At 63.3% G+C, this 24,367-nt stretch carries 27 protein-coding genes and 1 pseudogene; 13 read left to right on the forward strand and 15 right to left on the reverse strand.

Features of this window, described 5'->3' with window-relative positions; all coding sequences use genetic code 11:
• Positions 1-165: 165 nt before the first annotated feature.
• A complete protein-coding gene (locus tag ACQKPS_RS03180) occupies positions 166-318 on the forward strand; it encodes a hypothetical protein (RefSeq protein ID WP_254485453.1) in 153 nt (50 codons plus the stop codon).
• Positions 319-322: 4 nt separating this feature from the next.
• On the opposite strand, the gene ACQKPS_RS03185 is transcribed toward ACQKPS_RS03180, so the two are convergent.
• Complete coding sequence (locus ACQKPS_RS03185) at positions 323-592, reverse strand: DUF6555 family protein (RefSeq protein WP_254485452.1); 270 nt, start codon at positions 590-592, stop codon at positions 323-325.
• 145 nt (positions 593-737) lie between these two features.
• Entirely contained in the window at positions 738-950 is a 213-nt protein-coding gene (locus tag ACQKPS_RS03190; RefSeq protein WP_054884495.1) for a general stress protein, read from the reverse strand.
• A gap of 324 nt (positions 951-1,274) precedes the next feature.
• Here ACQKPS_RS03190 and ACQKPS_RS03195 point away from each other — a divergent pair, with 324 nt between their 5' ends.
• Together ACQKPS_RS03195 and ACQKPS_RS03200 are read left to right on the forward strand one after the other, a co-directional pair.
• Entirely contained in the window at positions 1,275-5,039 is a 3,765-nt protein-coding gene (locus ACQKPS_RS03195) for a CheR family methyltransferase (protein WP_427602675.1), read from the forward strand.
• A gap of 82 nt (positions 5,040-5,121) precedes the next feature.
• A complete protein-coding gene (locus ACQKPS_RS03200) occupies positions 5,122-5,520 on the forward strand; it encodes an NUDIX hydrolase (RefSeq protein ID WP_254485450.1) in 399 nt (132 codons plus the stop codon).
• Between the two features lie 12 nt (positions 5,521-5,532).
• Here the strand turns inward: ACQKPS_RS03200 and ACQKPS_RS03205 are convergent, their stop codons facing one another.
• Both ACQKPS_RS03205 and ACQKPS_RS03210 read right to left on the reverse strand, forming a co-directional pair.
• Positions 5,533-6,084 (reverse strand): ATP-dependent Clp protease proteolytic subunit, encoded by a 552-nt coding sequence (locus tag ACQKPS_RS03205; protein WP_427602677.1) that lies wholly within the window; start codon positions 6,082-6,084, stop codon positions 5,533-5,535.
• Between the two features lie 22 nt (positions 6,085-6,106).
• Entirely contained in the window at positions 6,107-6,481 is a 375-nt protein-coding gene (locus ACQKPS_RS03210; protein ID WP_427602679.1) for a low affinity iron permease family protein, read from the reverse strand.
• Between the two features lie 171 nt (positions 6,482-6,652).
• Here ACQKPS_RS03210 and ACQKPS_RS03215 point away from each other — a divergent pair, with 171 nt between their 5' ends.
• The 5 genes from ACQKPS_RS03215 to ACQKPS_RS03235 are packed head-to-tail and all read left to right on the forward strand — an operon-like array spanning position 6,653 to position 10,945.
• On the forward strand, positions 6,653-7,570 hold the full coding sequence (locus ACQKPS_RS03215; RefSeq protein WP_254485447.1) for a DUF72 domain-containing protein: 918 nt from the start codon (positions 6,653-6,655) through the stop codon (positions 7,568-7,570).
• Positions 7,567-8,352, forward strand: a complete 786-nt coding sequence (locus ACQKPS_RS03220; protein WP_427602681.1) for an endonuclease/exonuclease/phosphatase family protein — start codon at positions 7,567-7,569, stop codon at positions 8,350-8,352. Before ACQKPS_RS03215 ends, ACQKPS_RS03220 begins: the two co-directional genes overlap by 4 nt.
• Complete coding sequence (gene clsB / locus ACQKPS_RS03225) at positions 8,349-9,551, forward strand: cardiolipin synthase ClsB (RefSeq protein ID WP_427602683.1); 1,203 nt, start codon at positions 8,349-8,351, stop codon at positions 9,549-9,551. Before ACQKPS_RS03220 ends, clsB begins: the two co-directional genes overlap by 4 nt.
• A complete protein-coding gene (locus ACQKPS_RS03230) occupies positions 9,551-10,498 on the forward strand; it encodes a lysylphosphatidylglycerol synthase domain-containing protein (protein ID WP_427602685.1) in 948 nt (315 codons plus the stop codon). Before clsB ends, ACQKPS_RS03230 begins: the two co-directional genes overlap by 1 nt.
• Positions 10,499-10,516: 18 nt before the next feature.
• Entirely contained in the window at positions 10,517-10,945 is a 429-nt protein-coding gene (locus ACQKPS_RS03235; protein WP_427602687.1) for a hypothetical protein, read from the forward strand.
• Between the two features lie 11 nt (positions 10,946-10,956).
• On the opposite strand, the gene ACQKPS_RS03240 is transcribed toward ACQKPS_RS03235, so the two are convergent.
• Positions 10,957-11,187 (reverse strand): metallothionein, encoded by a 231-nt coding sequence (locus ACQKPS_RS03240; RefSeq protein ID WP_176506252.1) that lies wholly within the window; start codon positions 11,185-11,187, stop codon positions 10,957-10,959.
• Positions 11,184-11,651, reverse strand: coding sequence for a phosphotransferase system, HPr-related protein (locus ACQKPS_RS03245; RefSeq protein WP_254485441.1), 468 nt, complete (start codon positions 11,649-11,651; stop codon positions 11,184-11,186). Before ACQKPS_RS03245 ends, ACQKPS_RS03240 begins: the two co-directional genes overlap by 4 nt.
• 129 nt (positions 11,652-11,780) lie before the next feature.
• Here ACQKPS_RS03245 and ligD point away from each other — a divergent pair, with 129 nt between their 5' ends.
• From ligD to ACQKPS_RS03270, 5 genes are read left to right on the forward strand one after another with little or no spacing between them, the layout of a single operon-like run.
• A complete protein-coding gene (ligD, locus tag ACQKPS_RS03250) occupies positions 11,781-14,261 on the forward strand; it encodes a DNA ligase D (protein ID WP_427602690.1) in 2,481 nt (826 codons plus the stop codon).
• Positions 14,258-15,301, forward strand: coding sequence for an acyl-CoA dehydrogenase family protein (locus ACQKPS_RS03255; RefSeq protein ID WP_254485439.1), 1,044 nt, complete (start codon positions 14,258-14,260; stop codon positions 15,299-15,301). The genes ligD and ACQKPS_RS03255 overlap by 4 nt, the downstream gene beginning before the upstream one ends.
• Positions 15,298-16,053, forward strand: coding sequence for a PIG-L deacetylase family protein (locus ACQKPS_RS03260; protein ID WP_254485438.1), 756 nt, complete (start codon positions 15,298-15,300; stop codon positions 16,051-16,053). Before ACQKPS_RS03255 ends, ACQKPS_RS03260 begins: the two co-directional genes overlap by 4 nt.
• Positions 16,054-16,064: 11 nt before the next feature.
• Positions 16,065-16,664, forward strand: coding sequence for a class I SAM-dependent methyltransferase (locus ACQKPS_RS03265; protein ID WP_176506257.1), 600 nt, complete (start codon positions 16,065-16,067; stop codon positions 16,662-16,664).
• Positions 16,661-17,308, forward strand: a complete 648-nt coding sequence (locus tag ACQKPS_RS03270) for a glycosyltransferase (protein ID WP_254485437.1) — start codon at positions 16,661-16,663, stop codon at positions 17,306-17,308. Before ACQKPS_RS03265 ends, ACQKPS_RS03270 begins: the two co-directional genes overlap by 4 nt.
• 38 nt (positions 17,309-17,346) lie before the next feature.
• Here the strand turns inward: ACQKPS_RS03270 and ACQKPS_RS03275 are convergent, their stop codons facing one another.
• From ACQKPS_RS03275 to ACQKPS_RS03315, 9 genes and pseudogenes are all read right to left on the reverse strand, one after another.
• Positions 17,347-18,195, reverse strand: coding sequence for a Ku protein (locus ACQKPS_RS03275; RefSeq protein ID WP_254485436.1), 849 nt, complete (start codon positions 18,193-18,195; stop codon positions 17,347-17,349).
• Positions 18,196-18,204: 9 nt separating this feature from the next.
• Entirely contained in the window at positions 18,205-18,333 is a 129-nt protein-coding gene (locus ACQKPS_RS03280) for a PSPA7_2676 family Cys-rich small protein (RefSeq protein WP_283724159.1), read from the reverse strand.
• 80 nt (positions 18,334-18,413) lie between these two features.
• Positions 18,414-19,004: a nucleosidase gene (locus tag ACQKPS_RS03285; protein WP_427602693.1), complete on the reverse strand. Its 591-nt coding sequence runs from the start codon at positions 19,002-19,004 to the stop codon at positions 18,414-18,416.
• 73 nt (positions 19,005-19,077) lie between these two features.
• Positions 19,078-20,214 carry a carboxylate-amine ligase gene (locus ACQKPS_RS03290; RefSeq protein ID WP_254485434.1) on the reverse strand — a complete coding sequence of 379 codons (1,137 nt, stop codon included), beginning with the start codon at positions 20,212-20,214 and terminating at the stop codon, positions 19,078-19,080.
• A 4-nt stretch (positions 20,215-20,218) separates the two neighbouring features.
• Positions 20,219-21,172, reverse strand: coding sequence for a methyltransferase (locus ACQKPS_RS03295; protein WP_254485433.1), 954 nt, complete (start codon positions 21,170-21,172; stop codon positions 20,219-20,221).
• A complete protein-coding gene (locus ACQKPS_RS03300) occupies positions 21,172-22,500 on the reverse strand; it encodes an iron-containing redox enzyme family protein (protein WP_254485432.1) in 1,329 nt (442 codons plus the stop codon). The genes ACQKPS_RS03295 and ACQKPS_RS03300 overlap by 1 nt, the downstream gene beginning before the upstream one ends.
• 18 nt (positions 22,501-22,518) lie before the next feature.
• Entirely contained in the window at positions 22,519-22,716 is a 198-nt protein-coding gene (locus ACQKPS_RS03305; protein ID WP_054884517.1) for a hypothetical protein, read from the reverse strand.
• A gap of 59 nt (positions 22,717-22,775) precedes the next feature.
• Positions 22,776-22,901, reverse strand: a pseudogene (locus tag ACQKPS_RS03310) (KGG domain-containing protein); the annotation flags it as partial.
• Between the two features lie 157 nt (positions 22,902-23,058).
• Entirely contained in the window at positions 23,059-24,363 is a 1,305-nt protein-coding gene (locus ACQKPS_RS03315) for an NTP/NDP exchange transporter (protein WP_254485431.1), read from the reverse strand.
• Positions 24,364-24,367 lie beyond the last annotated feature (4 nt).

The raw sequence follows: 24,367 nt of genomic DNA on the forward strand, positions 1-24,367 counted from the left end.
GTCGGTCGGTGCCGACGGTAATGCAAGTGATCATGCGTGGGCGCCCGGCACTCTCAATCCATGAGCGGTGGTCAATCATCACCGCTCATCACTCCTGTGCTTGGCCCACCCTCGGGTGGGCCTTTTTCGCCAAGCGAGGGCGCCATCATGAACCGGATACTGCAAATGGGCGGAGGTAGCGCCCAGGACGATTGGCCCGAACTGGACCCAGAAGACCGCAACGACCGGGCAGCTGACCCGGACGCCGATCCCAACCTGACTGAGGATGAGCAGAACCGGCCCGGAGTGCCTGCGAGCGACCCCGAATCCGGTGCATGAAGGGTCAGCTGGTCACACTTGAATCGCTGACGGTCTGGCTGGGCTTGCTGCCTGAAGGCCGCCAGCTCACTGCGGTTATTCCGTAACGCTCGGCCATTGGCCGGCTCACCTTCTTGATCCTCTCCCGGCCGAATTTCGGGATGATGCCGATCCCTGCATCACAACTGGCCCAGTGCCAAGCCTCGGCGTTATCGATTTTCTCGAGCCGGATAATGAAACTGCGCGGCTGGCCGTGCAGCAGGTAATCGATAATGTACAGCTGGGGACTAGGCATCACGCGGCCCTCCTCTTCTCCATGGATGACTATTCATTGAGTGATGCCGTCCGCGAAAGATTCAAAAAGATTGTCGAACAATTCAATGGGATGCATCAGGGTCCTGGCCTGCTACCCTGATGCAGGCGGGCCTCAGCGAGCCTCGTCATTGCTGCTGGCGGCCGCCTCCGTGGCTGTTCTGCCCGCCCTTGCGGCCGGCTTCCGATGCCCGCTGCCGGTCATTGGCGAAGTTACCGCCCGACGCCTGGCCACCTTTGTGGCCAGCCCGGGATGCACGTTCGCGGTCGTTGGCGAAGTTGCCTGGGTTGGTCTCCTTTGTGCCGCCACGTTGTCCGGTCCGTTGTTGATCACCAGCCATGTCCTTTCTCCTTGCGATGCGGATGGGGTGGGCGCATGAAACGGTGCCCTGCCCTGGTTCCGAACAGGCGATGGCAGGTTCTGCTCAATCGGATTGCAAGCGGCTGACCGGTGGCGCCAAAGGCCCCCGTTGCAAATGATTGCGTAGCGGGTTTTGGCCGGGCAATTTTTCTCCCGCTCAAGGGTCACAACTTCATGGTCACAACTGCAAACGGCCTCACACTGCCAAGCCTCGCAGCAGAACCGACGAGCGGCCTATAATGCTCGCTCATCTGCCCGGCGATGCTTCAAAGGGCCATCTTCAAGGTCTGCACAAGGCATCCTCATGACTGAGCAACCCGCATCGCCGCAAAACCCCGCGCTGAGCCCAAGCCACCTGGATTTCCCGGTGGTCGGTATCGGTGCGTCGGCTGGAGGGCTGGAGGCAATCCGCACCTTCTTCCAGCAGATGCCCGGCGATTGCGGTGCAGCCTTTGTGGTGGTGTTGCACCTGTCGCCCGACCACCAGAGCGTGGCCGACAGGATCATCCAGGAAGCCACGCCGATGCCGGTGCGCCAAGTCACCGAGCCGGTGCCGATCGAACGCAACCATGTCTATGTGATTTCGCCGGCCAACCGTCTTTCCACCAACGACGGCTACCTGCGCGTCACTCCGGCCAACCGCCGACGCGGCGACCATGTGGCCATCGACCTGTTCTTCCGTGACCTGGCCGACGTGCACAAGGACCACGCCTTCTGCGTGGTGTTGTCGGGCACCGGTGCCGACGGTGCGGTGGGCCTGTCGCGGATCAAGGAACAAGGCGGCGTGACCCTGGCGCAGACCCCGGACGACGCCCAGTACGACAGCATGCCGCGCGCCGCCATCGAGACCGGTATGGTCGACCTGGTGCTGCCGGCTGCCGAGATGCCGCAGAAGCTGACGGAACTGTGGCGCACGGCGCGGCAGGTGAAATTGCCGGAGATCGAAGACGATACCCTGCCGCCGCCGTTGGGCACCCGGGCCAGCGATGCCCAGGCCGCCGAGCCATTGCTCGAAGAAATCCTGCTGCAACTGCGCACCGCCACCGGCCATGACTTCCAGCATTACAAGCGTGCCACCGTGCTACGGCGGATCGAGCGCCGCCTGCATGTGACCGGGCAGACCGACTTGGGCAGTTACCTGAACTACCTGGAGCAACACGGCAGCGAAGCGACTGCCTTGCTCGGCGACATGCTCATCGGTGTGACCAATTTCTTCCGCGACCGCGAGGCCTTTGAATCGCTGGAACGTCACGTGCTGCCGCAATTGGCCAGCGAAGGCGAGGACAACCGCGAGATCCGCATCTGGTCAGCGGGCTGCTCCACCGGCGAAGAGGCTTACAGCCTGGCCATGCTGGTGTGTGAGCAACTGGCCCTGGAACAGCGCGCACGCAAGCTCCAGGTGTTCGCCAGCGATCTCGACGAACGCGCCATCGGTATCGCCCGAGCGGGTTCCTATCCCGAGGCGATCGTTACCGACGTGCCACCTACCCGGCTACGCCAGTTCTTCGTCAAGGAAGACCAGCATTACCGGGTGCGCAAGGAGGTGCGCGAGAAGGTGCTGTTCGCCCGCCATAACCTGCTGTCCGACCCGCCGTTCTCGCAGATCGACCTGATCGTCTGCCGCAACCTGCTGATCTACCTCGACCGCGAAGTCCAGCACGACATCCTGCAGATGTTCCACTATGCCCTGCGCAGCGGTGGGTACCTGTTCCTCGGCACCTCAGAATCGGCCGATGTGGCCGGTGAACTGTTCGCCCCGGTAGACAAGCGCAACCGCATCTTCCGCGCCCGTGACGTCAGCCCGGCCGGCCGCCGCTCAGGCCGCCAGCTGCCCGGGGCGAACTTGACCGGCATCGCCCAGGACCTTCAGGCCAAGGCCAAGCCCGGACGCAAACCGTCCTATGCCGAGATGCACCAGCGCGCCCTGGCCCGCCGCATGCCGCCAAGCCTGATCATCGATGGCGACGGCAATATCCTGCACATGAGCGACGGCGTCGGGCGCTACCTGCAGCTGGCAGGGGGCGAGCCGAGCCGTAACCTGCTCAACCTGGTGCTGCCGAGCCTGCGCCTGGCCTTGCGCAGCACCCTGTTCCAGGCCCGCCAGGGCACCGAGGCCGTCACCTCGCGGCCGGTCGACCTTGGCGAAGGTGAACACAGGCAGCAAGCCGAGATCACCGTGCAGCCCTTCAAGGACGAACTCAGCACCGGCGAGTGCCTGCTGGTGGTGTTCGAAGAGCGTGCGCCCGACCCGTCCTTGCCGCTGCCAGGGGTCATCCGCCAGACCGACAGCATGGTGCTGAACAACCTGGAGCGCGAGCTGCAGCGTACCCGCCAGCAACTGCAGGAAACCATCGAACAGTCGGAGGTATCCAGCGAAGCGCTGACCGCCTCCAACGAAGAAATGCAGGCCATCAACGAAGAACTGCGTTCGGCCAGCGAAGAACTGGAAACCAGCAAGGAAGAGCTGCAATCGATCAACGAGGAGTTGCTCACCGTCAACTACGAGCTCAAGAACAAGGTCGAGGAAACCGACAAGGTCAACGACTACCTGAGCAACCTGATCGCCTCGACCGACATCGCCACGGTGTTCGTCGACCGCAACCTGCGCATTCGCTGGTTCACCCCGCGCGCCACCGACTTGTTCAGCATGCTGCCGGTGGACACCGGCCGCTCGCTGCTGGACATCACCCACCGCCTCGATTACCCGGCACTGGCCGATGACGCCCGCGCCGTGGCCAAGGGTGAAACCATCATCGAGCGCGAGATCGGCGCCCAGGACAACCATTGGTACCTGGCGCGCTTGCTGCCGTATCGCTCCAGCGAGCAAGAGATCGACGGCACCGTGCTCACCTTCATCGACATCAGCAAGAGCCACGCCGCCGAAGAGCGCGTGCGCCTGGGTGAAGAGCGCCTGAGCAAGCAACTGGCCGAATCGCAGACCTCCAGCCACATGAAGGACGAGTTCTTCGCGGTGATGTCCCACGAACTCAAACACCCGCTCAACCTGATCCAGCTCAACGCCGAAATCCTTCGCCGGCTGCCGACGATCAAGAGCATCGGCGCCGCCAGCAAGGCTGTTGGCACCATCTGCGAAGCGGTGTCCAGCCAGGCCCGGATCATCGATGACCTGCTCGATGTGGCGCGTATTCGCACCGGCAAACTCAAACTCAAGACTGAACCCGTGGACCTCGGCGCTATCGTTCGGGGCATCCATGCGGTGGTGCTGAGCGAACAGCACCCTTGCCCGGTACGCTTGGAAATGCCAGCCGACGACCAGCCGCTGATGATCGAGGGCGACTTGACGCGCCTGGAGCAGATCATCTGGAACCTGCTGAACAACGCGCTCAAGTTCAGCCCGGCGGGTAATGACATTCGCCTGGTGCTGAGCCACGACGAAACCCAGGCACGCCTGCAGGTGATCGACCAGGGCGTGGGCTTGAGCCACGACAACCTGGAGCATATCTTCGACCTGTTCAGCCAGGCGGCGCCGCAAGTGGCCAGCCATGGCCGTGAGGGCCTCGGCATCGGCCTGTCACTGGTGCGCCAGCTGACCGAAGCCCATGGCGGCAGTGTCGAAGCCAGCTCGGCAGGGCTCGGCAAAGGCTGCACCTTTACCGTACGCCTGCCGTTGTGCGACCCCGGTGTGCAATTGCGCTCAGACGTTGCAGAACCGGTCAGCGAGGGACGGCTGCAAGGCACGACGATCTTGCTGGTCGACGACTCACCCGAAGTGCTGGAGGTCATGCAGACGCTGCTGGAGATGGAAAGCGCCGAGGTCGCGGCGTACAGCGATCCGTTGACGGCGCTGGAGGCTGCAGCCAATGGCGACTATGACGTCATCATTTCGGACATCGGCATGCCAGGCATGGACGGTCACGCACTGATCAAGGCCCTGCGCGGCCTTGCCCACCTGCGTCATACGCCCGCGATCGCCCTCACCGGCTACGGAGCCAGTGCCGACCAGTACAAATCACGCCAGTCGGGCTTTGATCGTCACCTGAACAAGCCAGTGGGCTATGACGAGCTGGTCGAGACCATCGAGGCGCTGAGCGGCTCGGTGCCCTGCTGAACCGTTAGCCAGTCAAACAGAACGTTCATTGCGCGCCTGCGGACAAACCCTTATGAACCAGGGAATTGCCGCAGGAGGCCGCATGAAGCCAGTCAAACACCGCGCCACCATCATTTGCCGGCATGGCAAGCAAACGCAGAAATGGCTCTGGGTGAGAAAACCCAAGGCACCGTGGACCTTGCCCGGCGGCAAGATCGAGCCGGGAGAGACGCCGGTGCAGGCGGCCGAGCGGGAATTACGCGAAGAGACTGGCTTGCAGGCCGATACCTTGACCTTGCTCATGCGCTTTGAAGCCGGTGAGCGTGTGCACTATGTGTTCGAGGCCGACTTTGCCCACGCCCCGAAACCGACAGCCGACCATGAAATCGCCGACTGTCGCTTTCAGCACCTGGACCGGATGTCGGCCCTTAACACCGAGATTAAAGCGGTGATTCGCTCTCTGCTGGCGTGCGACCGCACGGTCGCCGCGTCGGTACGCTGAGCATGCCCGGTTTCAGGCATGCACACTCCACTGGCAGACCTCGCTCGCCATCGGCATTTCGTCGATGGCGTGGATCATGCCGCTCTCCAGCGCTTCCCTGGGGCCAAGGATGCGCGGGTAGGCCATGAGGTAGCGCGGCACATCCAACACTTCGCTGCTGCCCTCCGTACGCTCGGCGACGATCTGCGCATACAGGCGCAGGTCGTAATCCAGGCTCATGGCGTACTCGGCCATGCGTGAATGATCCACCGAGCCATGCAGCGTCCAGTGAAACGGGTGGAACAGGAACTTGCTGTAGCTGCACGCCGTGCGGTGTTCGCCCGCCAGAAACAGGATATTGCCCATGGACTCGACGGTGCCGAGGTTGTGGGTGTGTACCCTGATCGGCAAGGCGCGCAGGTAGTTGTACAGGGTAAAGCCGTAGCTGCACTCGCCGCCCATGGTGGCGATGTTCAGCTGCAGCACGTCTGCACCCTGCTGCATCGCCCGCGAGCAGGTGTTGATCAGGTTGCCGCAGGTGGATGAGTTGATCGGTCCGGTAAAGTGAATGATATGTCTGGCCATGCTTGCCTCCGCTTGTGGCAGGTCATTCCTTGGGTCTCTGCCCTTCGTCGTCGCGCTCCGCCATCTGTTGGTAGTGCTTGCGCAAGGCATGCAGTTCGGCCGGGTCCATGTGTTCCAGGTCGAGCAATGCCATGTGCGCCTTCTGGGTGGTGCGCAGCAATTCGTCGATCTTGATATGGAGTTCGTCATTGTCGCGGTTCTGGGTGTTCTGGATCAGGAACACCATCAGGAAGGTGATGATGGTGGTCGAGGTATTGATCACCAGTTGCCAGGTGTCGTTGAAGTGGAATAGCGGCCCGGTGATGCCCCACACCAGAATCATCAGGAAAGCGATGCCAAACGTCAGCGGCCGACCGGTCCAGTTGGCCAGCCCCTGACAGAAACGGTCGAATTTCATACCGACGGACTCCTGTGCTGTATAGCTGCTATGCGGTGGAATCGCTCAGGCCGGCAAAGTTCAACCCAGGGCGCCCGGCTTGCCTTCGATCACCTGCGCTGAACCCTTGCCGCGCTGCCCCTGTCGCACATTCAAGTGTCATGCAAAGGAGCAGGCTATGAGGACAACAGCGTGAGCGATATCCGCATCGGTATTTCCGGATGGCGCTACGGCCCCTGGCGCAAGGACTTCTACCCCAAGGGCCTGCGCCAGGACAGCGAGCTGGCGTTTGCTTCGCGGGCCGTGAACAGCATCGAGATCAATGGCTCGTTCTACAGCCTGCAAACCCCTGAACGCTATGTGAACTGGCGTGACGAAACACCAGAGGACTTCGTTTTTTCGGTCAAGGGCCCGCGCTATATCACCCATGTGCGGCGGCTAAAGGAAGTTGAAGAGGCTATCGCCAATTTCTACGCCTCCGGCCCACTGCTGCTGGGGGACAAACTGGGGCCGTTCCTGTGGCAATTCCCGCCCAACATGAAGTTCGACGAAGCACGGTTCAGCCATTTCTTCGAGTTGCTGCCCAAGGATCGCAAGGCTGCTCGTGCCTGTGCGCAAGGCTGTGCCGAGCGTCTGAAGGATAACGGTGGCACCGCGATCAAGGGCAATGCGCGGTTGCGCCACGCCGTGGAAATCCGCCATGAGAGCTTTCTCTGCGAGGGCTTCATCAAACTGCTGCGCAAGCACCGCGTTGCCCTGGTCGTGGCGGACAGTGCGGGCAAGTGGCCCTATGTCGAAGATGTGACCGCCGATTTCGTCTATATGCGCCTGCACGGCGACGTCGAGCTCTACAGCAGTGGTTACACGGCGCGTGCCCTGAAACGCTGGAAGCAGCGCATCCAGGCCTGGGCCGCAGGGGGCCAGGTGGAAGATGCGCAGCTGGTCGTGGCCAAGGCGCCGCCAAAACGGGCGTCGCGCGATGTCTACTGCTACTTCGACAACGATCAGAAAGTGCATGCGCCCTACGATGCACGGCGCCTGCTGGAAAAGCTCAAGCTCGATTACCACCTGCTCACCGAGCCGGGCGTGGAGCCGGAGGTGCCGTTGTGAACAAGACCCTGCCCTCGCCGCGCTGCATCATCGACAAGGTCACCGCCGTGCACCGGCTGAACGTGCTGACCATCAACGTGCACAAGGGCTTCACCTTGTTCAACCGGCGCTTCATCCTCCCCGAGTTGCGCGAAGCCGTGCGCGCCACCGAGGCCGACCTGGTGTTTCTCCAGGAAGTCCATGGCAGCCATCAGCAGCACGCCATGCGCCACCCGGCATGGCCAGAGACGCCGCAGTATGAATTTCTCGCCGACAGCATGTGGCCGCAATTCGCCTACGGCCGCAACGCGGTGTACCCCGACGGTGACCATGGCAACGCCCTGCTGTCGAAATTCCCCATCATTCACCATGAGAACCTCGACGTGTCGATCCAGGGCAACGAGCAGCGCGGCCTGCTGCATTGCCGCCTGGAGGTACCGGGGCATGAGCAAGTGCACGCGATCTGTGTGCACCTGGGGCTGCGCGAAGCGCACCGGCAAAGCCAGGTGCAGCTGCTGCTGCAACTGCTGGACCGGCTGCCGGCACAAGCGCCGGTGATCATCGCCGGCGACTTCAATGACTGGCGGCTCAAGGCCGACGCGGTGCTCTCCCGGCGCCTGGTGGAGGCGTTTGGCGAACACTTCGGCAGCCCTGCCCGCAGCTTCCCGGCGCGCCTGCCGTTACTGCGCCTGGACCGCATCTACCTGCGCAATGCCATGCCGACCAAGGCTCAGGTGCTGTCCATGTATCCCTGGTCGCATCTGTCCGACCATGCACCACTGGCTGCGGAGATCAACCTGTGAACAGACCTTGGGTCGATGGCAACCGTATCGAACTGCTGATCAATGGCGAGCAGTATTACCCCCGTGTATTCGAGGCAATGGCCCAGGCACAGGAAGAGATCCTGCTGGAAACCTTCATCATCTTCGACGACAAGGTCGGCCAGCAATTGCAGGGCGTGCTGATCGATGCCGCCCGGCGCGGCGTACGGGTAGAGGTGGCGGTGGACGGCTACGGCACCGCCGACCTGCCCGACAGCTTCGTGGCAGCGCTGACCGATGCCGGTGTCAGCTTCCATGCCTTCGACCCGCAACCGAGGGTCGCCGGCATGCGCACCAACCTGTTCCGGCGCCTGCACCGCAAGATCGTGGTGATCGATGGTGAGCGGGCTTTTATCGGCGGGATCAACTACAGCGCTGACCACCTGGGCGATTTCGGCCCCATGGCCAAGCAGGACTACGCCGTGGAGGTGACCGGGCCGGTGGTGGCGCAGGTGCATGCCGCCAGCCGCAGGCTGATGGCTCCGGTGCTGGAGCCGCCCAGCGAGGTACGGCCGCAGACGGCACCGACAGGCGCGAGCAAGGCGGTGCTGGTGGAACGTGACAACCGTCTGCGCCGCACCGATATCGAAGCCCATTACCTGCAAGCCCTGCGCTCGGCGCGCCAGCGGGTGGTGGTGGCCAATGCCTATTTCTTCCCGGGCTACCGCCTGATGCGAGAGCTGCGCAACGCCGCCCGCCGCGGGGTCGAGGTCACCTTGATCCTACAGGGCCAGCCCGACATGCGCTGGGTACGCGCCTTGTCGCGCCTGCTCTACAACTACCTGCTGCGCGACGGCGTACGCATCCGCGAATACTGCCAGCGACCACTGCACGGCAAAGTGGCGCTGGTCGACAACGAGTGGGCCACGGTCGGCTCGAGCAACCTCGACCCCTTGAGCCTGTCGTTCAACCTCGAGGCCAACCTGTTCATCCGCGACCCGGCATTCAACCAGCAATTGTACGAGCACCTGCAGGCACTGGCAGACGAGCAATGCAAGCCGGTGACGCTGGAGCGCATGATCCGTGGCTACTGGTGGCGTGCACCGTTGATCTTCGTGTGTTTCCACGTTATCCGGCATTTTCCGCGGATCGCTGGCTGGTTCCCCGCCCACCGCCAGCGCCTGCGTTCGCTGCAGCCGGACGTCGAGGCCCAGGGCGATCTGCATGAGGGCAACACCTGATGGCGCAAAAAACCTGGCAAATCTGGGGCAAGCGTTTGTTTACCGTGGCGTTCCTGATCCTGATACCGGTGCTGCTGTACGTGCTTGCGCGCAACCTTGACTGGAACGAGGTGCGCCAGTCACTGCTGGCCTACAAGCCGGGCACGCTGGCCATCGGCCTGGCCCTGGCGCTGTGCAGTTACCTGATCTTCGCCAGCTACGACCTGCTGGCCCGGGCCTATACCGGCCACTCGTTGCCCGCCCGGCAGGTGCTGCCGATAGCCTTCGTGTGCTATGCCTTCAACCTCAACTTCACCACCTGGGTAGGCGGCGTGGCCCTGCGTTACCGCCTGTACAGCCGCCTTGGGCTTGATACGCCCACCATCACCCGCATCCTCACCCTGGGCCTGCTGACCAACTGGATGGGCTACATGCTGCTGGCCGGCAGCTTGTTCGCTCTGGGCCTGGTCAAGCTGCCGGCCAACTGGGCGGTCGGGGCTGGCGGCCTGCGGTTGATCGGCGTGCTGTTGTTGGCGATCGCGATCGGCTACCTGCTGGCCTGCGGCCTGGCGAAAAAGCGCACCTGGCGCTGGCGTGAGCATGAAGTCACCCTGCCCTCGCTGCGTCTTGCCCTGTGCCAGGTTGCGTTGGGCGCCAGCAACTGGGCGATGATGGCCTTGCTGATTTTCTGGCTGCTGCCTGGCGAGGCGTTCTACCCATCGATCCTCGGCATCCTGCTGATCAGCTGCGTGGCCGGGGTGGTCGCCCACATTCCCGCCGGCCTTGGAGTGCTCGAAACGGTGTTCCTTGCGCTGCTGCACGGGCAACTTGGCCAAGGCACGCTGGTGGCGGCGCTGCTGGGCTATCGGACGTTGTATTACCTGATACCGCTGGTGGCTGCCGTACTCACTTACCTGATCCTGGAAAAGCGCGCCAAGGCCATGCGCCAGCGCGACAAACCGGCCTAGACGGCCTGGGAGGTAATCATGCGCGTTCCTGCAATGATGCTGATGCTTGTCAGCCTGGCCAGCGGCGAAGTCTTCGCAGAGTCTTGCGATGTGCTGACCCGCTCATCCAGCGAGGCGGTGAAGCCCGTCGAGCAGCGTACCTGCTACAGCTTCAGCAACATGCCCGCCGAAGCCATCAACTGGTCGTGCAGCAACGAGAGCAAGGACATGCTCAGCACGGAAAAACACAAGGTGGCGCGTTGTGCCGATGGCAGTGTGGGCAGCTGCATCGCGCCGTTGACCCAGGAAACCCTGGCCAATCCCAAGGCAGCCGGGCAGGACCAGCCTTCATCGAGGCCGGCCCTGTCCAAGGATGCCAGGGTGATCACCTACTATTACGACACCCCGAGCCTTGGCCAGGCCCGGGCCGATTGCGAGCGTAACGAAGGCATCTGGCAAACCCATTGATGACCCGCCTGTCAGGGTGAGATCGGGTCGCTGGCCGGAAAGGTCTCATCCAGGGCATTGTCGACATTGCTCTCCTTCGGCTGCTCCATATCGCCGCATTTGCAATCGGCCATCCGGCAGGGTTCGCCATTGCGGTGGCCGCTGGCACAGGCTTCGCAGCAATAGGCTTTACCGCCCTGCTGCACGGCGTTGGCGTCGACAGTGCAACTGCAATGATTGCAGGCACAACGTTGCTCGTTCATGGTTTTGTCCCCTGTTCATCGTCTATGACGTCGTCTGTCCACGGCTCGCCGTCCAACGGCGCGGAGCGCGCCAGCTCCGCTTCATCGAGGCCGATGCCACCGCCGATCTCCTCGGCATCCACATGACGCAGGGTTTTGTCCGCGGGCCCGCTGCCGTCACCCGGTTCATGGGGGTCGCGGGCACCGGTTTCGTCCAGCAGCGTGTCAGGGCTCAGGTCGTCATAGGTGACATTGTCTTCGTGCAAGCTGTCGCTCAACGCTTCCCCTCCGCTCATGCCACTTTCGGCAACCCGCCTGGGGGGAAACTCCTGGTCGACTTCCTGTGCAGGCCGCTCGTCACCTACCCGGCCCACGCGATCATCGTTGCGGTCACTGAAGTCCAGCTCATGGACACTGCCCATGCGGTCTTCCGTGTCATCGATCTCTGTCGGGGTGTATGGCTTGGGGTCATCTGGTCCGGACATATCGGCTCTCCTTCTGTGGCTTACCTGCGGTCGACTGCGCCAAGCTGCGGATGATTCAGAGTTTTTTTGAACTACCGGGCGACTGGCCATCTCCCAACCTACAGACAGCGGATGATTGCGGAGCCCGCCATGGCCAAACCTCTCGAAGAATACGAGCGCAAGCGCGATTTCAACGCCACGCCCGAGCCCAGCGGCAAGGGAGGCCGAGGCAAACGCGCTCACGCACTGCAGTTCTGCATACAAAAGCATGATGCCAGCCACCTGCACTACGACTTCCGCCTGGAACTGGACGGCACGCTGAAAAGCTGGGCAATACCCAAAGGCCCTTCGCTCGATCCAAAGGTGCGGCGCCTGGCGGTGCACGTGGAGGATCACCCACTGGACTACGCCGACTTCGAGGGGCATATCCCGGAGGGGCACTACGGTGCCGGCGATGTGATCGTCTGGGACCGTGGGGTGTGGGAGCCTGAAGGCGACCCTCGGCAGGCCTATGCCAAAGGCAAGCTGCGCTTTCGCTTGCAGGGTGAAAAGCTGGCGGGCGTATGGAATCTCTTTCGCACCCACCTAGCGGGCAAGAAAGAGCAATGGATGCTGGTCAAGTCCCACGATGGCGAGGCCCGCAGCGAAGACGACTACAGCATCGTCGAGGCGCAACCGGACAGCGTCATCAGCGATCGCACCTTGCATCCGCGTGCTGCGCCGGCAAAGCCAGCCAAAAAGTCCACAGGCAGCGCGGTCAAGGCGGCACTGCCCGATCGCTTGCAACCCCAGCTGGCAACCCTGGTCGACTCGCCGCCAGCAGGTGACTGGCACTATGAAGTGAAATTCGACGGTTATCGCATACTTGCCCGTATCGACGGCGACGATGTCCGCCTGTTCACTCGCAATGGCCACGACTGGACGGCCAAGATGCCTGGGCAAGTAGCGGCCCTGCGGGCATTGGGGGTGGATCGCGCCTGGCTCGATGGCGAGATGGTGGTCAACGACGAAAATGGCAAGGCCGACTTCCAGGCCCTGCAGAACGCCTTCGATACCGAGCGTGATGAACAGATCTGCTACTACGTTTTCGACCTGCCGTATCTAGGCGATCAGGACCTGCGCAAGGTGCCCTTGCAGGAACGGCGTGAGGCCTTGCGCCGCTTGCTCGAGCACAGTGAATCGGAGCTGCTCAGGTACTCGCGGGATTTCGACCAGCCTGTCGACTCGTTGCTCGACAGTGCTTGCCGGCTGGAACTCGAAGGCCTCATCGGCAAGCGCGCCGACAGCCCCTATGTCGGCCGGCGCAGTGCCGACTGGGTCAAGCTCAAGTGCAAGCAACGCCAGGAGTTCGTGATCGTCGGCTACACCGACCCCAAGGGCAGCCGCACCGGCTTCGGCGCCTTGTTGCTGGCGCTGCATGACGACGACAGCGGCGAGCTGCGTTACGCCGGCAAGGTCGGTACAGGCTTCAGCGCCACCACCCTGGAAAGCATCCTTGCCCGGCTCAAACCGCTGGAAATCGACAAGCCTGCCCTGCCCAAGCCGCCTACAGGGGCCGAGGCGCGCAGCGTACATTGGCTGAAGCCTCAGTTGCTGGCTGAAGTTGCCTATGCCCAGATGACCCGCGACGGCGTGGTGCGCCATTCGGTGTTCCACGGGCTGCGGGACGACAAGCCAGCCACCGATATCGACCTGGAGCGCGCCATGCCTGGCAAGAGCGTAGCCAAACGCAAGCAAGCCGAGCTGCCGGACGACCTCGGTGAGCTGCGCCTGACCCACCCTGACCGCGTCATCGACCCCACGATCGGTGCCACCAAACGCCAGGTCGCCGAATACTATGCGGCGGTCAGCCAATGGATCCTGCCGCAGCTCAAAGGCCGCCCGGTCGCCCTGGTGCGCGCCCCCGATGGCCTGGGTGGCGAGCTGTTCTTCCAGAAAAACGCCGGCCAGTTGCACATCCCGAAGGTGGTCAGCTACGACAAGGCCGAGGCCGGCCAGGCGGCGATGGTCATCAACCGCCCCGACACGTTGCTCGGCGCCGTGCAGATGAACATGCTGGAACTGCATACCTGGAATGGTACCGACAAGGACTTCGACAAACCTGACCGCTTCGTGCTCGACCTGGACCCCGACCCGGCGCTGCCGTGGAAAGCCATGCTCGAGGCCACGCAACTGACGCTCACTTTGCTTGACGAGCTCGGGCTCAAGGTCTTTCTGAAAACCAGCGGTGGCAAGGGCATGCACCTGGTCGTGCCGCTGACACGCCGTGCCGGCTGGGATGACGTGAAGGATTTCAGCCACGCCATCGTCAATTACCTGGCCAAGTTGTTCCCCGACCGCTTGAGCGCCGTATCAGGGCCAAAGAACCGGGTCGGCAAGATCTTCATCGACTACCTGCGCAACGGCAAGGGTGCCACGACCGTCTGCGCCTACTCGTTGCGGGCGCGGGAGGGGCTGCCGGTTTCGGTACCGATCTGGCGAGAGGAACTGGGCCAACTCAAGGGCGCCAACCAATGGCATATCGGCAACCTGCGCGAACGCCTGGCCGAGGTGGACGACCCATGGGCCGAGATGGGCAAGACCCGTCAAACCATTACCGCAGGCATGCGCAAGAAAATGGGGCTGGCATGAGCATCATCCAGGATTTCGACCTGAACAACCTCGACCGCCTGCTACGCGACTTTTGCGAGCGACCACAACCACTTAACCTCGACACGCAGCTGCCACAACTGATCCAGGCGTTACGCGCCGATCAGCTGGACCTGTTGCCATTGCCGGGCCAGGGCAGCACCTTGCGGCGCTGGCAGACCCTGGCGCGGGTGGCGGGCTGTGACCTGGCCCTGGCCAAGTTGTATGAAGGGCATACGGACGCGATGGCGATATTGGCCGAATGCGGGGCCACCCACCTTGTCGCCGACGGCATATGGGGCGTCTGGGCAGCAGAACCGCCCGACGCCCGTGCGCAGATTGTGGCGCGTGACGGTGACAGCGTGCGGTTGGCCGGCCGCAAGGCCTGGTGTTCAGGTGCACTGCAGATCGACCGGGCGTTGATTACCGCCTGGGCCGAGGATGACCAACCGCAACTGGTTGCCATCGAACTGTCGCAACCCAGCCAGGGGCTTAACATCGAGAGTTGGCAGGCGGTGGGCATGGGCACCACGGCCAGCATTGAAGTGACCTTCGACAACTCCCCTGGCACTGCCATCGGCCGCCCCGGGCAATACCTGTCGCGTCCGGGATTCTGGCATGGCGGCGCCGGTATTGCCGCCTGTTGGTACGGTGCAGCGGAAGCCCTGGCGGATTATCTGCGCGCCTACTGTCGCAACCCGCACCCCGACGTCCATGCCCAGGCTCACCTCGGCGCGGTCGATGCCGCCTTGTATGGCGCCCGCGCCGCATTGCGCGAATGTGCGCACTGGATTGATCAGCACCCCGACGCGGATGCCAGTTTCGAGGTACGCCGCACCCGCGCCCAGGTGGAGCAGGCGGTCGACCACGTCATCAACCACGTCGGCCGGGCACTGGGTGCAAGCCCATTTTGCCGCAACAGTCATTTCGCCCGCCTCAGTGCCGACCTGCCGGTCTATCTGCGCCAGAGCCATGCCGAACGGGACCTGGCCGCGCTGGGCCAGCAGGTCGCGCAGGTGCCGGCAGGAGCGTGGCAACTATGAGTGAAGACCTGATCCAGGCCAGTAGCGGTACGCCGTGGTCTGCCTGGCAACACGCGGCCCACCTGGCCCGGGCCACCTGGATGACCCCGCAGCAGCTTTGCCCGCCTGGGCGCCGGCTGGTACTGGTCGCGCCGCACCCGGATGATGAGATCCTGATGGCAGGCGGCCTGCTTACCCACTTTCGCGGCCGTGAGGCTGATCTGCTGATCATTTCCGCAACCGATGGCGAAGGCAGCCACCCTGGCTCGGCGCAGTGGACCGAGCACCGCCTGCGCCGCCAACGGCCACTTGAGAGTCGGCAGGCCTTGGTTCAGCTTGACCTGGATCCCAACCGCCTGGAGTGGCGCAGGCTCAACCTCAAGGATGGCGGCCTGCCCCGTGAAGAAGCGTTTCTCACCAACCACCTTTCCCAGTGCCTGCGCCCCGACGACCTGTTGATGGCGACCTGGCGCGGCGATGGCCATTGTGACCACGAAGCGGTTGGCCGGGCAGCAGCCCAGGCCGCGCTGGCGCGCAATGCGCAGCTGATCGAAGTGCCGGTCTGGGCCTGGCATTGGGCGCAGCCGGATGACCCCCGCCTGCCCTGGCCGCGGGCCCACCGGGTGCAACTCACTGAAGCCAGCCTGGCACGCAAACGCAAGGCGCTCGCCGCCCATGTCAGCCAGCTGGTAGCAGACGGCCCGCAGCCTGCGGTGCTGCCTGCGCACCTGCAGGAGTGCCTGCTGCAACCTTTCGAACTGGTGTTCCTGTAAACGGAGTAGTCATGAGCCTCGATGCGCAGTATTTCGCCGATTTGTATGCCGCTACCGAAGATCCCTGGGCATTTCGCACCCGTTGGTATGAAAAGCGCAAACGCGAGCTGGTGATGGCCAGCCTGCCGCGCCAATGCTATCAACGGGTGTTCGAGCCTGCCTGCGCCAATGGCGAACTGAGTGCGCTGCTGGCTGAGCGCTGTGCCGATCTGCTGTGCCAGGACCTCGACCCCACCGCTGTGCAGCTGGCCCGTCAACGCCTGGCCGAGGTGCCCAATGCCTCGGTCGAACAAGCCAGGCTACCAGGTGACTGGCCTGGAGGGCGCTTCGACCTGATCGTGCTGAGCGAGGTCGGGTACTACCTGGACCCCACCGATTGGCTGCAGGTGATCGAGCAATCGGTCGCCAGCCTGAGCTATGACGGCGGCCTGCTGGCCTGCCACTGGAAGCATCCGATCGCCGGTTGCCCGCAGGATGGTCGGGAAGTGCACCAGTTGCTGGCCAAGCACTTGCCGCTGTTTTCGGTTTATCGCCATGAAGAGGCCGACTTCATGCTTGAGTACTGGTCATGCCAGCCCAGCGTGGTCGACCTGGACGAGACCTGCCCATGATCGGCGTGGTGATCCCCGCACATAACGAAGCGCGGCGCTTGGGGCGATGCCTGACCGCGATGGCGGCCGCCGTTGCCTTGGCCGAACAGGCTGGCCATAGGGTACGGGTGCTCGTGGTACTGGACCGCTGTGTCGATGCCAGCGCCCGGGTGACCGCCCGCTATGGTGTGGATACGCTGGAGGTCGAGGCAGGCAGTGTCGGCATGGCACGCCGCCTGGGGGCCCGCTGGATGCTCGAACGCGGCGCCAGCTGGCTGGCCTGTACCGACGCCGACAGCCAGGTGCCGGCGCACTGGCTGCTGTCGCAGTTAGCGTGTACGGCCGAAGTGGTGTGCGGCACGGTGCACATTGCCCGCTGGCAGCCCTGGCAACGTGCGGCACTGCGTAAGTTGTACCTCAGCCGCTATGAGGCTCGGGAGGGCCATCGGCACATCCATGGCGCCAACCTGGGCGTGTGTGCCCGCGCCTATGAGCGGGTTGGCGGCTTTCAGCCGCTGCCGGCACATGAAGATGTGCAGTTGGTGCGCGACCTGGAGGCTGACGGCGCACAGATCGTCTGGACAGCCAGGCACAGCGTGGCCACCAGTAGCCGCATCGACAGCCGCGCCCGGGAAGGTTTCGGGGACTATCTGGCGAGTCTGTAGCTGCCTGTCCCGACCTGTTTGACAGGCCGGGGCAGCATTCAGGAAGCCTTGCGCGGGCGCTTGGCGGGTTTCTTCTCGGAGGTTGCCTTCTTCGTTGCCTTGCCGCCCAGGCTGCGCTTGAGCAGCTCGGTGAGGTCGATGATGTCGGCCCCTTTCTCGGCGGCCCCACCCTCGCCCTTCTCGACCACGGCGATCTTGCCCTTGCTGGCCTTCTCTTCAACGAGGTCCATGATGGTCTGGCGAAAGGCGTCGTGATAGTCGTCGGGAGTCCAGGGCCCGCTCATGTCCTCCACCAGCCGCTTGGCCATGTCCAGCTCACGCTTGTCCAGCTTGCTGTCGGTCACACTCTTGTCCAGCTCCAGCGTTTCCAGCCCGCGCACCTCCTCGGGCCAGCGCAGGGTGATCATCACCAGCGCTTCGTCAAGCGGGCGCAGCAGTGCCAGGTGCTGACGCGTGTGCAGCACGACCGTGGCCAATGCGACCTTGCCGGTACTTTCCAGCGTCTCGCGCAACAGCGCATACACCTTGCCGCCACGCTTGTCCGGGCTGAGGTAGTAAGGGGTATCGAAGTGCTGGAGCGGAATCTCGCTGGCTTCGACGAACGAGAAGATGTCGATGGTCTGGGTGGCTTCCGGGCGCGCCTTGCGGATCTCATCTTCGCTGATCACCACATAACGGCCTTTTTCGTATTCCACACCCTTGACGATGTTTTCCTTGTCGATGTCCTTGCCGGTCACCTTGTTCACCCGTTTATAGCCCACCGGTTCCATGCTGCGTTTGTCGAGCCAGTCGAAATCGACTCGCTCGGTACGCACGGCAGTGTTGAGCGAAACGGGGATGTGCACCAAGCCGAAGCTGATTGCGCCTTTCCAGATAGCCCTGGCCATGAGCGCCTCCTACGGTTGGCCGGGCTGGCAGTAGCGCAGCGTGCCGCAGCGCTCGCAGCAATGGCACTGCAACCCGGAAACTTCAACCTCTGGCATGGCGCGCCAATGGCAACCACGCAGCAAACAGATAAAGCTCATCCGTCACCTCCCTGCCCACAATGCCGGGCCCTTTCATCAACTGACTGCGGGGGGCTCGGAAGGTTTATTCCAGTTGCGCCTCAGTGCGACTGGCTGAACAGCACGCGTTTCAAGGCTTCGGCCGCCAGATGAACCTGCACCGCCCAATCGCCGGCAGCATCGCTGCCCGCGTCATCGGATATGTATTTCAGGCAGAGCAGCTCGATGCCCTCATCCCGTGCGATCCGGGCCAGCACATAGGCCTCCATGTCGACCACGTCGTAGGGCGCTTCGCCATGGCCAGTTTCAAAGCTGTCACCGCTGCCGCACACACCCAATGGCACGCCAGGCTGGACCAGACCATGCTCGAGCACGACCGGCAGCTGCGACAGCGGCGTTTCATAGCGGGCGAAGCCGAGCGGTGTCACGTCCATGTCGCGCTGTACGAAGCGGTTGCAACACACCACTTCGCCCTTGCCGTAGCGTTGGCTGCCCGCCGACCCAAGGTTGACGATCAGGCGCGGGCGACGGCGCTGCAGTGACCGGGTCAGCGTGATTGCTGCGTTGACCTTGCCGATACCGGTGAACAGCACGTTGCACCCGGCGAAAGCGCTGCCCGCCTCGTCTTCCATAGCGAAAACAAACAGGATGTCGTCGAGAGGGATGTCGTGCAGCATGCGGGGCGTGGTCATGGAGTGGGTCCGGGTGGCTGGCGAAATGCGCAGCCATTGTCAGCCAAACCCGACGGATTGCAAGCCGATGATTTCAGGCAGCGCTGCTGGCCGCTGTGCATGACCCTTGCTGCAGCACCAGGTCGATCACCTGGCGCTGCGCCTGGGCAGGGTTCAAGCCGTTGTCACGGGCTTGGCGCAGGCAGGCCAACTGCCTGTCGGCACTGTTGCCATCGCGCAGGATCTGCCGGGCATGCATGAAGGCCCGTTCGGCGTCCACGGTGTCGATCGGGAACTGGCTTTCGAGCTGAGCCAGCCAGCCCTCGGCCGTGACCGGCTGTTGCTCGTCGATACCAATGAATTCGGCATGCCTGCCGTGACGCAGGGCCCGCCAGTAGTTTTCCTGAGCAACCCAACGAAGCTCCCGCACGACCGGGCCACAGGGGTGGCGATACGACAGAGTATGTTCCACAAGGTGACGGAACAACGCGGCGATGCACAACGCGTCTTCGATGTTGGGGCAGGCATCGCAAATACGCAGTTCCACGGTCGGAAAGCGTCGTGAGGGCCTGATCGCCCACCAGAAGTCGCCATCGGCAGCCATCGACCCGGTACGTTGCAACAACGCCCGATAGCGCTCGTAGGCCGCCCAGTCGGCCAGCGGCTCGGGCAGCCCCATGTGCGGCCACTCGCCGCAGATCACCCGCCGATAACTCATGTAGCCGGTCTCCTGCCCCTGCCACAGCGGTGACGACGCGCTCAATGCCAGAAACAGTGGCAACCAGCCCACCACGCGGTTGATCAATTGCATCCGGTCGCAGCCGCCGGGCACACCTACGTGGACATGCAGGCCATTGACCAGCGACCTGCGTGCGACATGGCGGTAATCGTCGAACACCTGCCGGTAATGCGCCGAGGACCTGGGCTTGTGCTTCAGCCACGGCGCATTGGGATGGCTGGCAGCGCCATACAGGCCAATGCCCTCTACGGCCAGGGTTTGCTGCAGACGTTGACGGCTCAGGGTAAAGAACTCGCGGGCCTCCCCTGTTGAGGCGAGCACAGGTGAAACCACCTCCACCTGGCTGCGAAACATCTCTTCGGCGAAGTGCTTGCCCAACACCTCGCGGCAGCGCCGGGCGACGGTCAAGGGCGGCGTCACCGGCACCCGGCCACTGGCAAGATCCACCAGCAGGTATTCTTCTTCGATACCGAACGTACAAGGCAGCGTCATGGCGTTACCCATTGCGTGTAACGGTCAGGGCGACTGCGGCAATACGCTCGACCCGCTCATAACCCGCTTCGTCCAGTTGCTCGCCGAACACGTCGGGGTCGACTTCCCGATAGCTCCACGACCATTGCGGGCCGGCCAGGCGCAAGCGCACGGCCTCAAGCAGTGCATCTCGGCCTTCGATGATGGCCACCCCGGTGTACAACAACAACGAGCCGTGGGCGCTGAGGCGTTCACACGCCTGCTCGACGATGCGCAGTGACAGTTCTGCGCCCAGTGATCCACCGCCGTGGCGATAGGTCCGTTGCCCGGCATCGAGCATGTAAGGAGGGTTCGCGACGATCAGGTCGAAGGTGCCGGTAATGCCATCGAGCAAGTCACTCGGTTCCACCGACAGATTGCTCACCCCGGCCAAGGCAGCGTTGATGGCGGTGTAGCGCAGGGCCAAGGGGTTGATGTCGACCGCGCTGACCTGGGCATGCTGCGCCGCCCGGGCAATGAGCAAGGCGCCCACACCGCTGCCGCAGCCGATGTCCACGGCATGCTGTACGCGCGTATGGCGACGCTGCAGGTGGTCATGGATGACCTGGGCGAAGCGGTAGCTGTCGGGGCCAAAGAACACCGCATCGCTGGCCTCGGTCGGGTAAGCGGAATGCACCAGCAACAACTCGTCGAGGCTGGCGAAGCGCACTTTGCTGCGCAGCAAACCCTCTGCCTCGGTGAGTAGCTGCGCTTGCTGCAGTTGCTGCAATTCATCAGCTGACAGCAAAGACGGCGCAAAGGGGCGGCTCCAGCCAAACACGTCACGCAAGGTCATCGCGCGCTCGGCACCTGCCCGCGCGTTGTTGCGCCCATGGGTGGCAGGCGTCACGCAGGTAAAGCGATAACCGTCGGCACGCAAGCGCCTGCCCAGTTGCAGCAGCGCCTCATCGGCGCGAGCTTGTTGAGGTTCCAGCATCATCAATGGGGCTCCTCCTGAGCGAGACCTGTGGCTTGCAGATAAGCCCGGGTGGCCAGCAGGCCGTCCGGGGACGCATGGCGATTGCCCAGCATGCGTTCGATCAGTGCGGGGATGTCCTGATCGGCGGGTAATGGATCTGGTGCTGCGTCCATGTCCAACTGTGGCTCCCAACTGCCGGGCTGCACACGGCGCAGCGGGGCTTGCCAGTCAGCCGCTATCCAGTCATGCCAAAGCTGCTTTTCGTAAACCGTGAATACGCCGTACATCGGGGCCGACGGCCCTTCGATCACCTTCCACCAACGGCTTTGGCTGGGGTCTTCGCCGCGCCTGATCCATCCTTGCTCGCACATGGCGTCAACAAACGCAGGCATCGCGCCCGGCTCGGCCAGCCACTGGTTGATGGTGCGCTTCTGCAAGCGGCAGCGGTCGGCATGCATGAAGCGCCCGTACAGGCTTTTTTGCTCCAGCGCAGCCATCAGCTGCGCGTGCAGGTCGAAACTGGCAATCAGGCTGGGGGTGTCGATGCCCAGCTCATTGAGGCGATAGCCTCGACGCACACGCGCATAGAATTGTGCTTCTTCACCTGCGGGGCAAAGTTGCTGCACAGCTTGTATCGACTTCTGCGCATGACCGCTGGCCGCGTTGTCGATGGTCACATGCAGCTGGAAGTAATGGCCATCGATGCCCAGTTCCGCCAGTTCATAGGTGGTGATCAGCAGGTGCAGCGGCGGCTGTTCATAACCGAGGTTGTAGCCGATCACCTCGGGCAGGAAGCGCTCACTGTGTTGCCCCAAGGCAAGCTGCAACGCACCTTGCAGATAGCGGTCATCAGGCAGCAGCAGCGGATGCGAACCGAGGCGGCTCAACAGGCGCTGATAGATCAGCACGTGATTGCAGCGCGGGTCGCCATTGCCCAGCTCTTCCAGATAGGTGTGGATCAAGCCGTGATAGCGCGGGTCCGCCCAGTGCTGCAAGGTGCCCTGCAGCCAGGCGCCGTCCACGGCCTTGGTCGGCGCCACCTGCTGCAGAAACCACATCGCCTGTGAACGATTGCTGAAATAGCGCCGCGGCGCGCCACGCTGCCGTTCGGCAAGATAGGCCGAGTAATCGCTGGCCACCTGGGCGGCATGCTGCGCACTCCACTCAGCCAACTGGCCCGGGGAGTCCGGCAGGTCGTCTGGCAATTGCTCGGCGCGTGCGAGCTGCTTTTCAAGCCAAGGGGCGGCGCTATCATCAAACCCTTCCAGCATGGTCTGGTAACGCTTAAGCAGGCAGTCCGTCGTCGGGGCTGCGGCGGCAGCGGCAAGGTTGCGGGTCATTACCGTCATGCCATGCTCCTTATGCAATCATTGGCTTTTGTCATCTCGCGGCATAGGCTCTGGATCCGGTGCAGGTTGCGGCGCGGGTTTTTCGTCATGCTGCTGCATCTGCACCGACGCCTTGCTCGAGTCGTTGTCCTTGCCAGGATGGTTGTTGTCGCGGTCGAAACAGCCGCCGAGCAGCGTGAGGCTGCCAAGCAAGACGATCAGGGGCTTCAGGTGCATAGGACCTCCCAGTGCGGTCAATCGCGGTGCCAGGTTGCCCTGGCACCGCGTTCCCTTCGTTACGAACGGCCGCCCTTGCGGCTCGACTCGCTACTGCTGCTGCGCCCGCCGCCAGAGCTCTGGCCGCCTTTGCGCCCTGCTTCGGATGCTTTTTCGCGGTCGTTGGCGAAGTTGCCTGGGTTCTTGTTGCCACCCTGGCTGCCGGTGCGGCTGTTCTCTTTACTGGCCATGGTCACTCACCTCTTGTGGCTTCGAAGGTGCACGGCGCTGCGCCGTACATAAGGTGGGAGTTCGGCCATAACGGGGGATTCGTTTTATTGCGAAGGGTTCGGACCGGTGGCGTTAAATAAGCGGCGACGGATTATTTGGCGCGCCAGCGGATTCTGCCTGGCGCTGCCGCCTTCCCAGCCAGGCGCCGGTGAACGCCCAGCCCACCGCCAGCGCAGTGCCGATCAGCATCGCCAGCTGCGGGTGATCAGCCAGCAGGTCCAGGCCACGTTTGAGCCAGCCACTCAGGGCATCGCCACCGCGATAGACCACGGTGTCGAGAAAATTCTTCGCCTTGTATTTGTCTTCGGCCGGCAACACCGTGAACAACATCTCGCGGCCCGGCCGCACCAGCGCATATTCACCTGCCCGGCGCACCACCATCACTACCACGAACACGGCAAATACCGGCGCCAGGGCCAGCCATACGAAGCCGGCAGCCATCACCAGGGGTACCGCCACCAGCAACACCCCTACCCCCAAGCGCCTGGCCAGGCGGCCGGTGAGAAACACCTGTGTGAGGACCGCCAGCGCTTGCACCACCGTGTCGATCAGGCCGAACACCTGGGTCTGGCGGGTACGATCGGTGAAGGTTTCGCTGATGATGCGAGCCTGTTCGAAGTACAAGAACGTGCTGACGCTGGCGAGCAGCGTGACGAACAAGGCGATTGCCAGCAAATAAGGCGAACGCAACACGGCCGTCGCGCCAGCAAAGGGATTGCCGCCCAACGGGCGCGATGAGGGCTGTTCATCCGCCACGGGAAACGGGTTGTGATCACGCCAGCGTTGCAATACGAGGCAGGCGAATACGCTGCCCAACAGCAACAGCGCGGCCAGAAGCACTAACCCGGCGTGCCCCAGCGGCGCCACCAGCAGGGTGCCCAGGATCGGCCCGCTCAGGCCTCCCAGGCTGGCCCCGGCGGCCAGCAGGCCGAACAAGCGCTTGCCTTGCTCTGTGGAAAACAGGTCGGTAAGCACGCTCCAGGCCAGCGAAATGCTCAGCAGGTTGAACACGGACAGCCATATATAGAACGCCCGGGCATTCCACACATCCTCTGGATTCACTGCAAACAGCACAGCGAACAGCAACAGGTTGCTGGCGAAGAAACCATAGGTCCAGGGCAGGATATGCCGGCGACGTACCTTCGAGGCCAGCCAGCCGAACAACGGCAGGCAGGCCAGGGTGGCAACGAACGTTCCGGTGAACAGCCATTGCAGGTTGTCGACACCACCCGCCACACCCATGGTTTCGCGCACCGGGCGCAGCATGAAATAGCCGGTGAACAGCAGGTAGAACAACAACAGCCCAGCGATGACTGCCGGGCCCTCGCCTGGCTGGATACTCAGCCCCTCGTCCAGGCGCTTGCGCCAGTTGCCCATGGCC

It is taken from the genome of Pseudomonas sp. NPDC086566 (assembly GCF_050280885.1).
Taxonomy (GTDB): Bacteria; Pseudomonadota; Gammaproteobacteria; order Pseudomonadales; family Pseudomonadaceae; genus Aquipseudomonas; species Aquipseudomonas vlassakiae.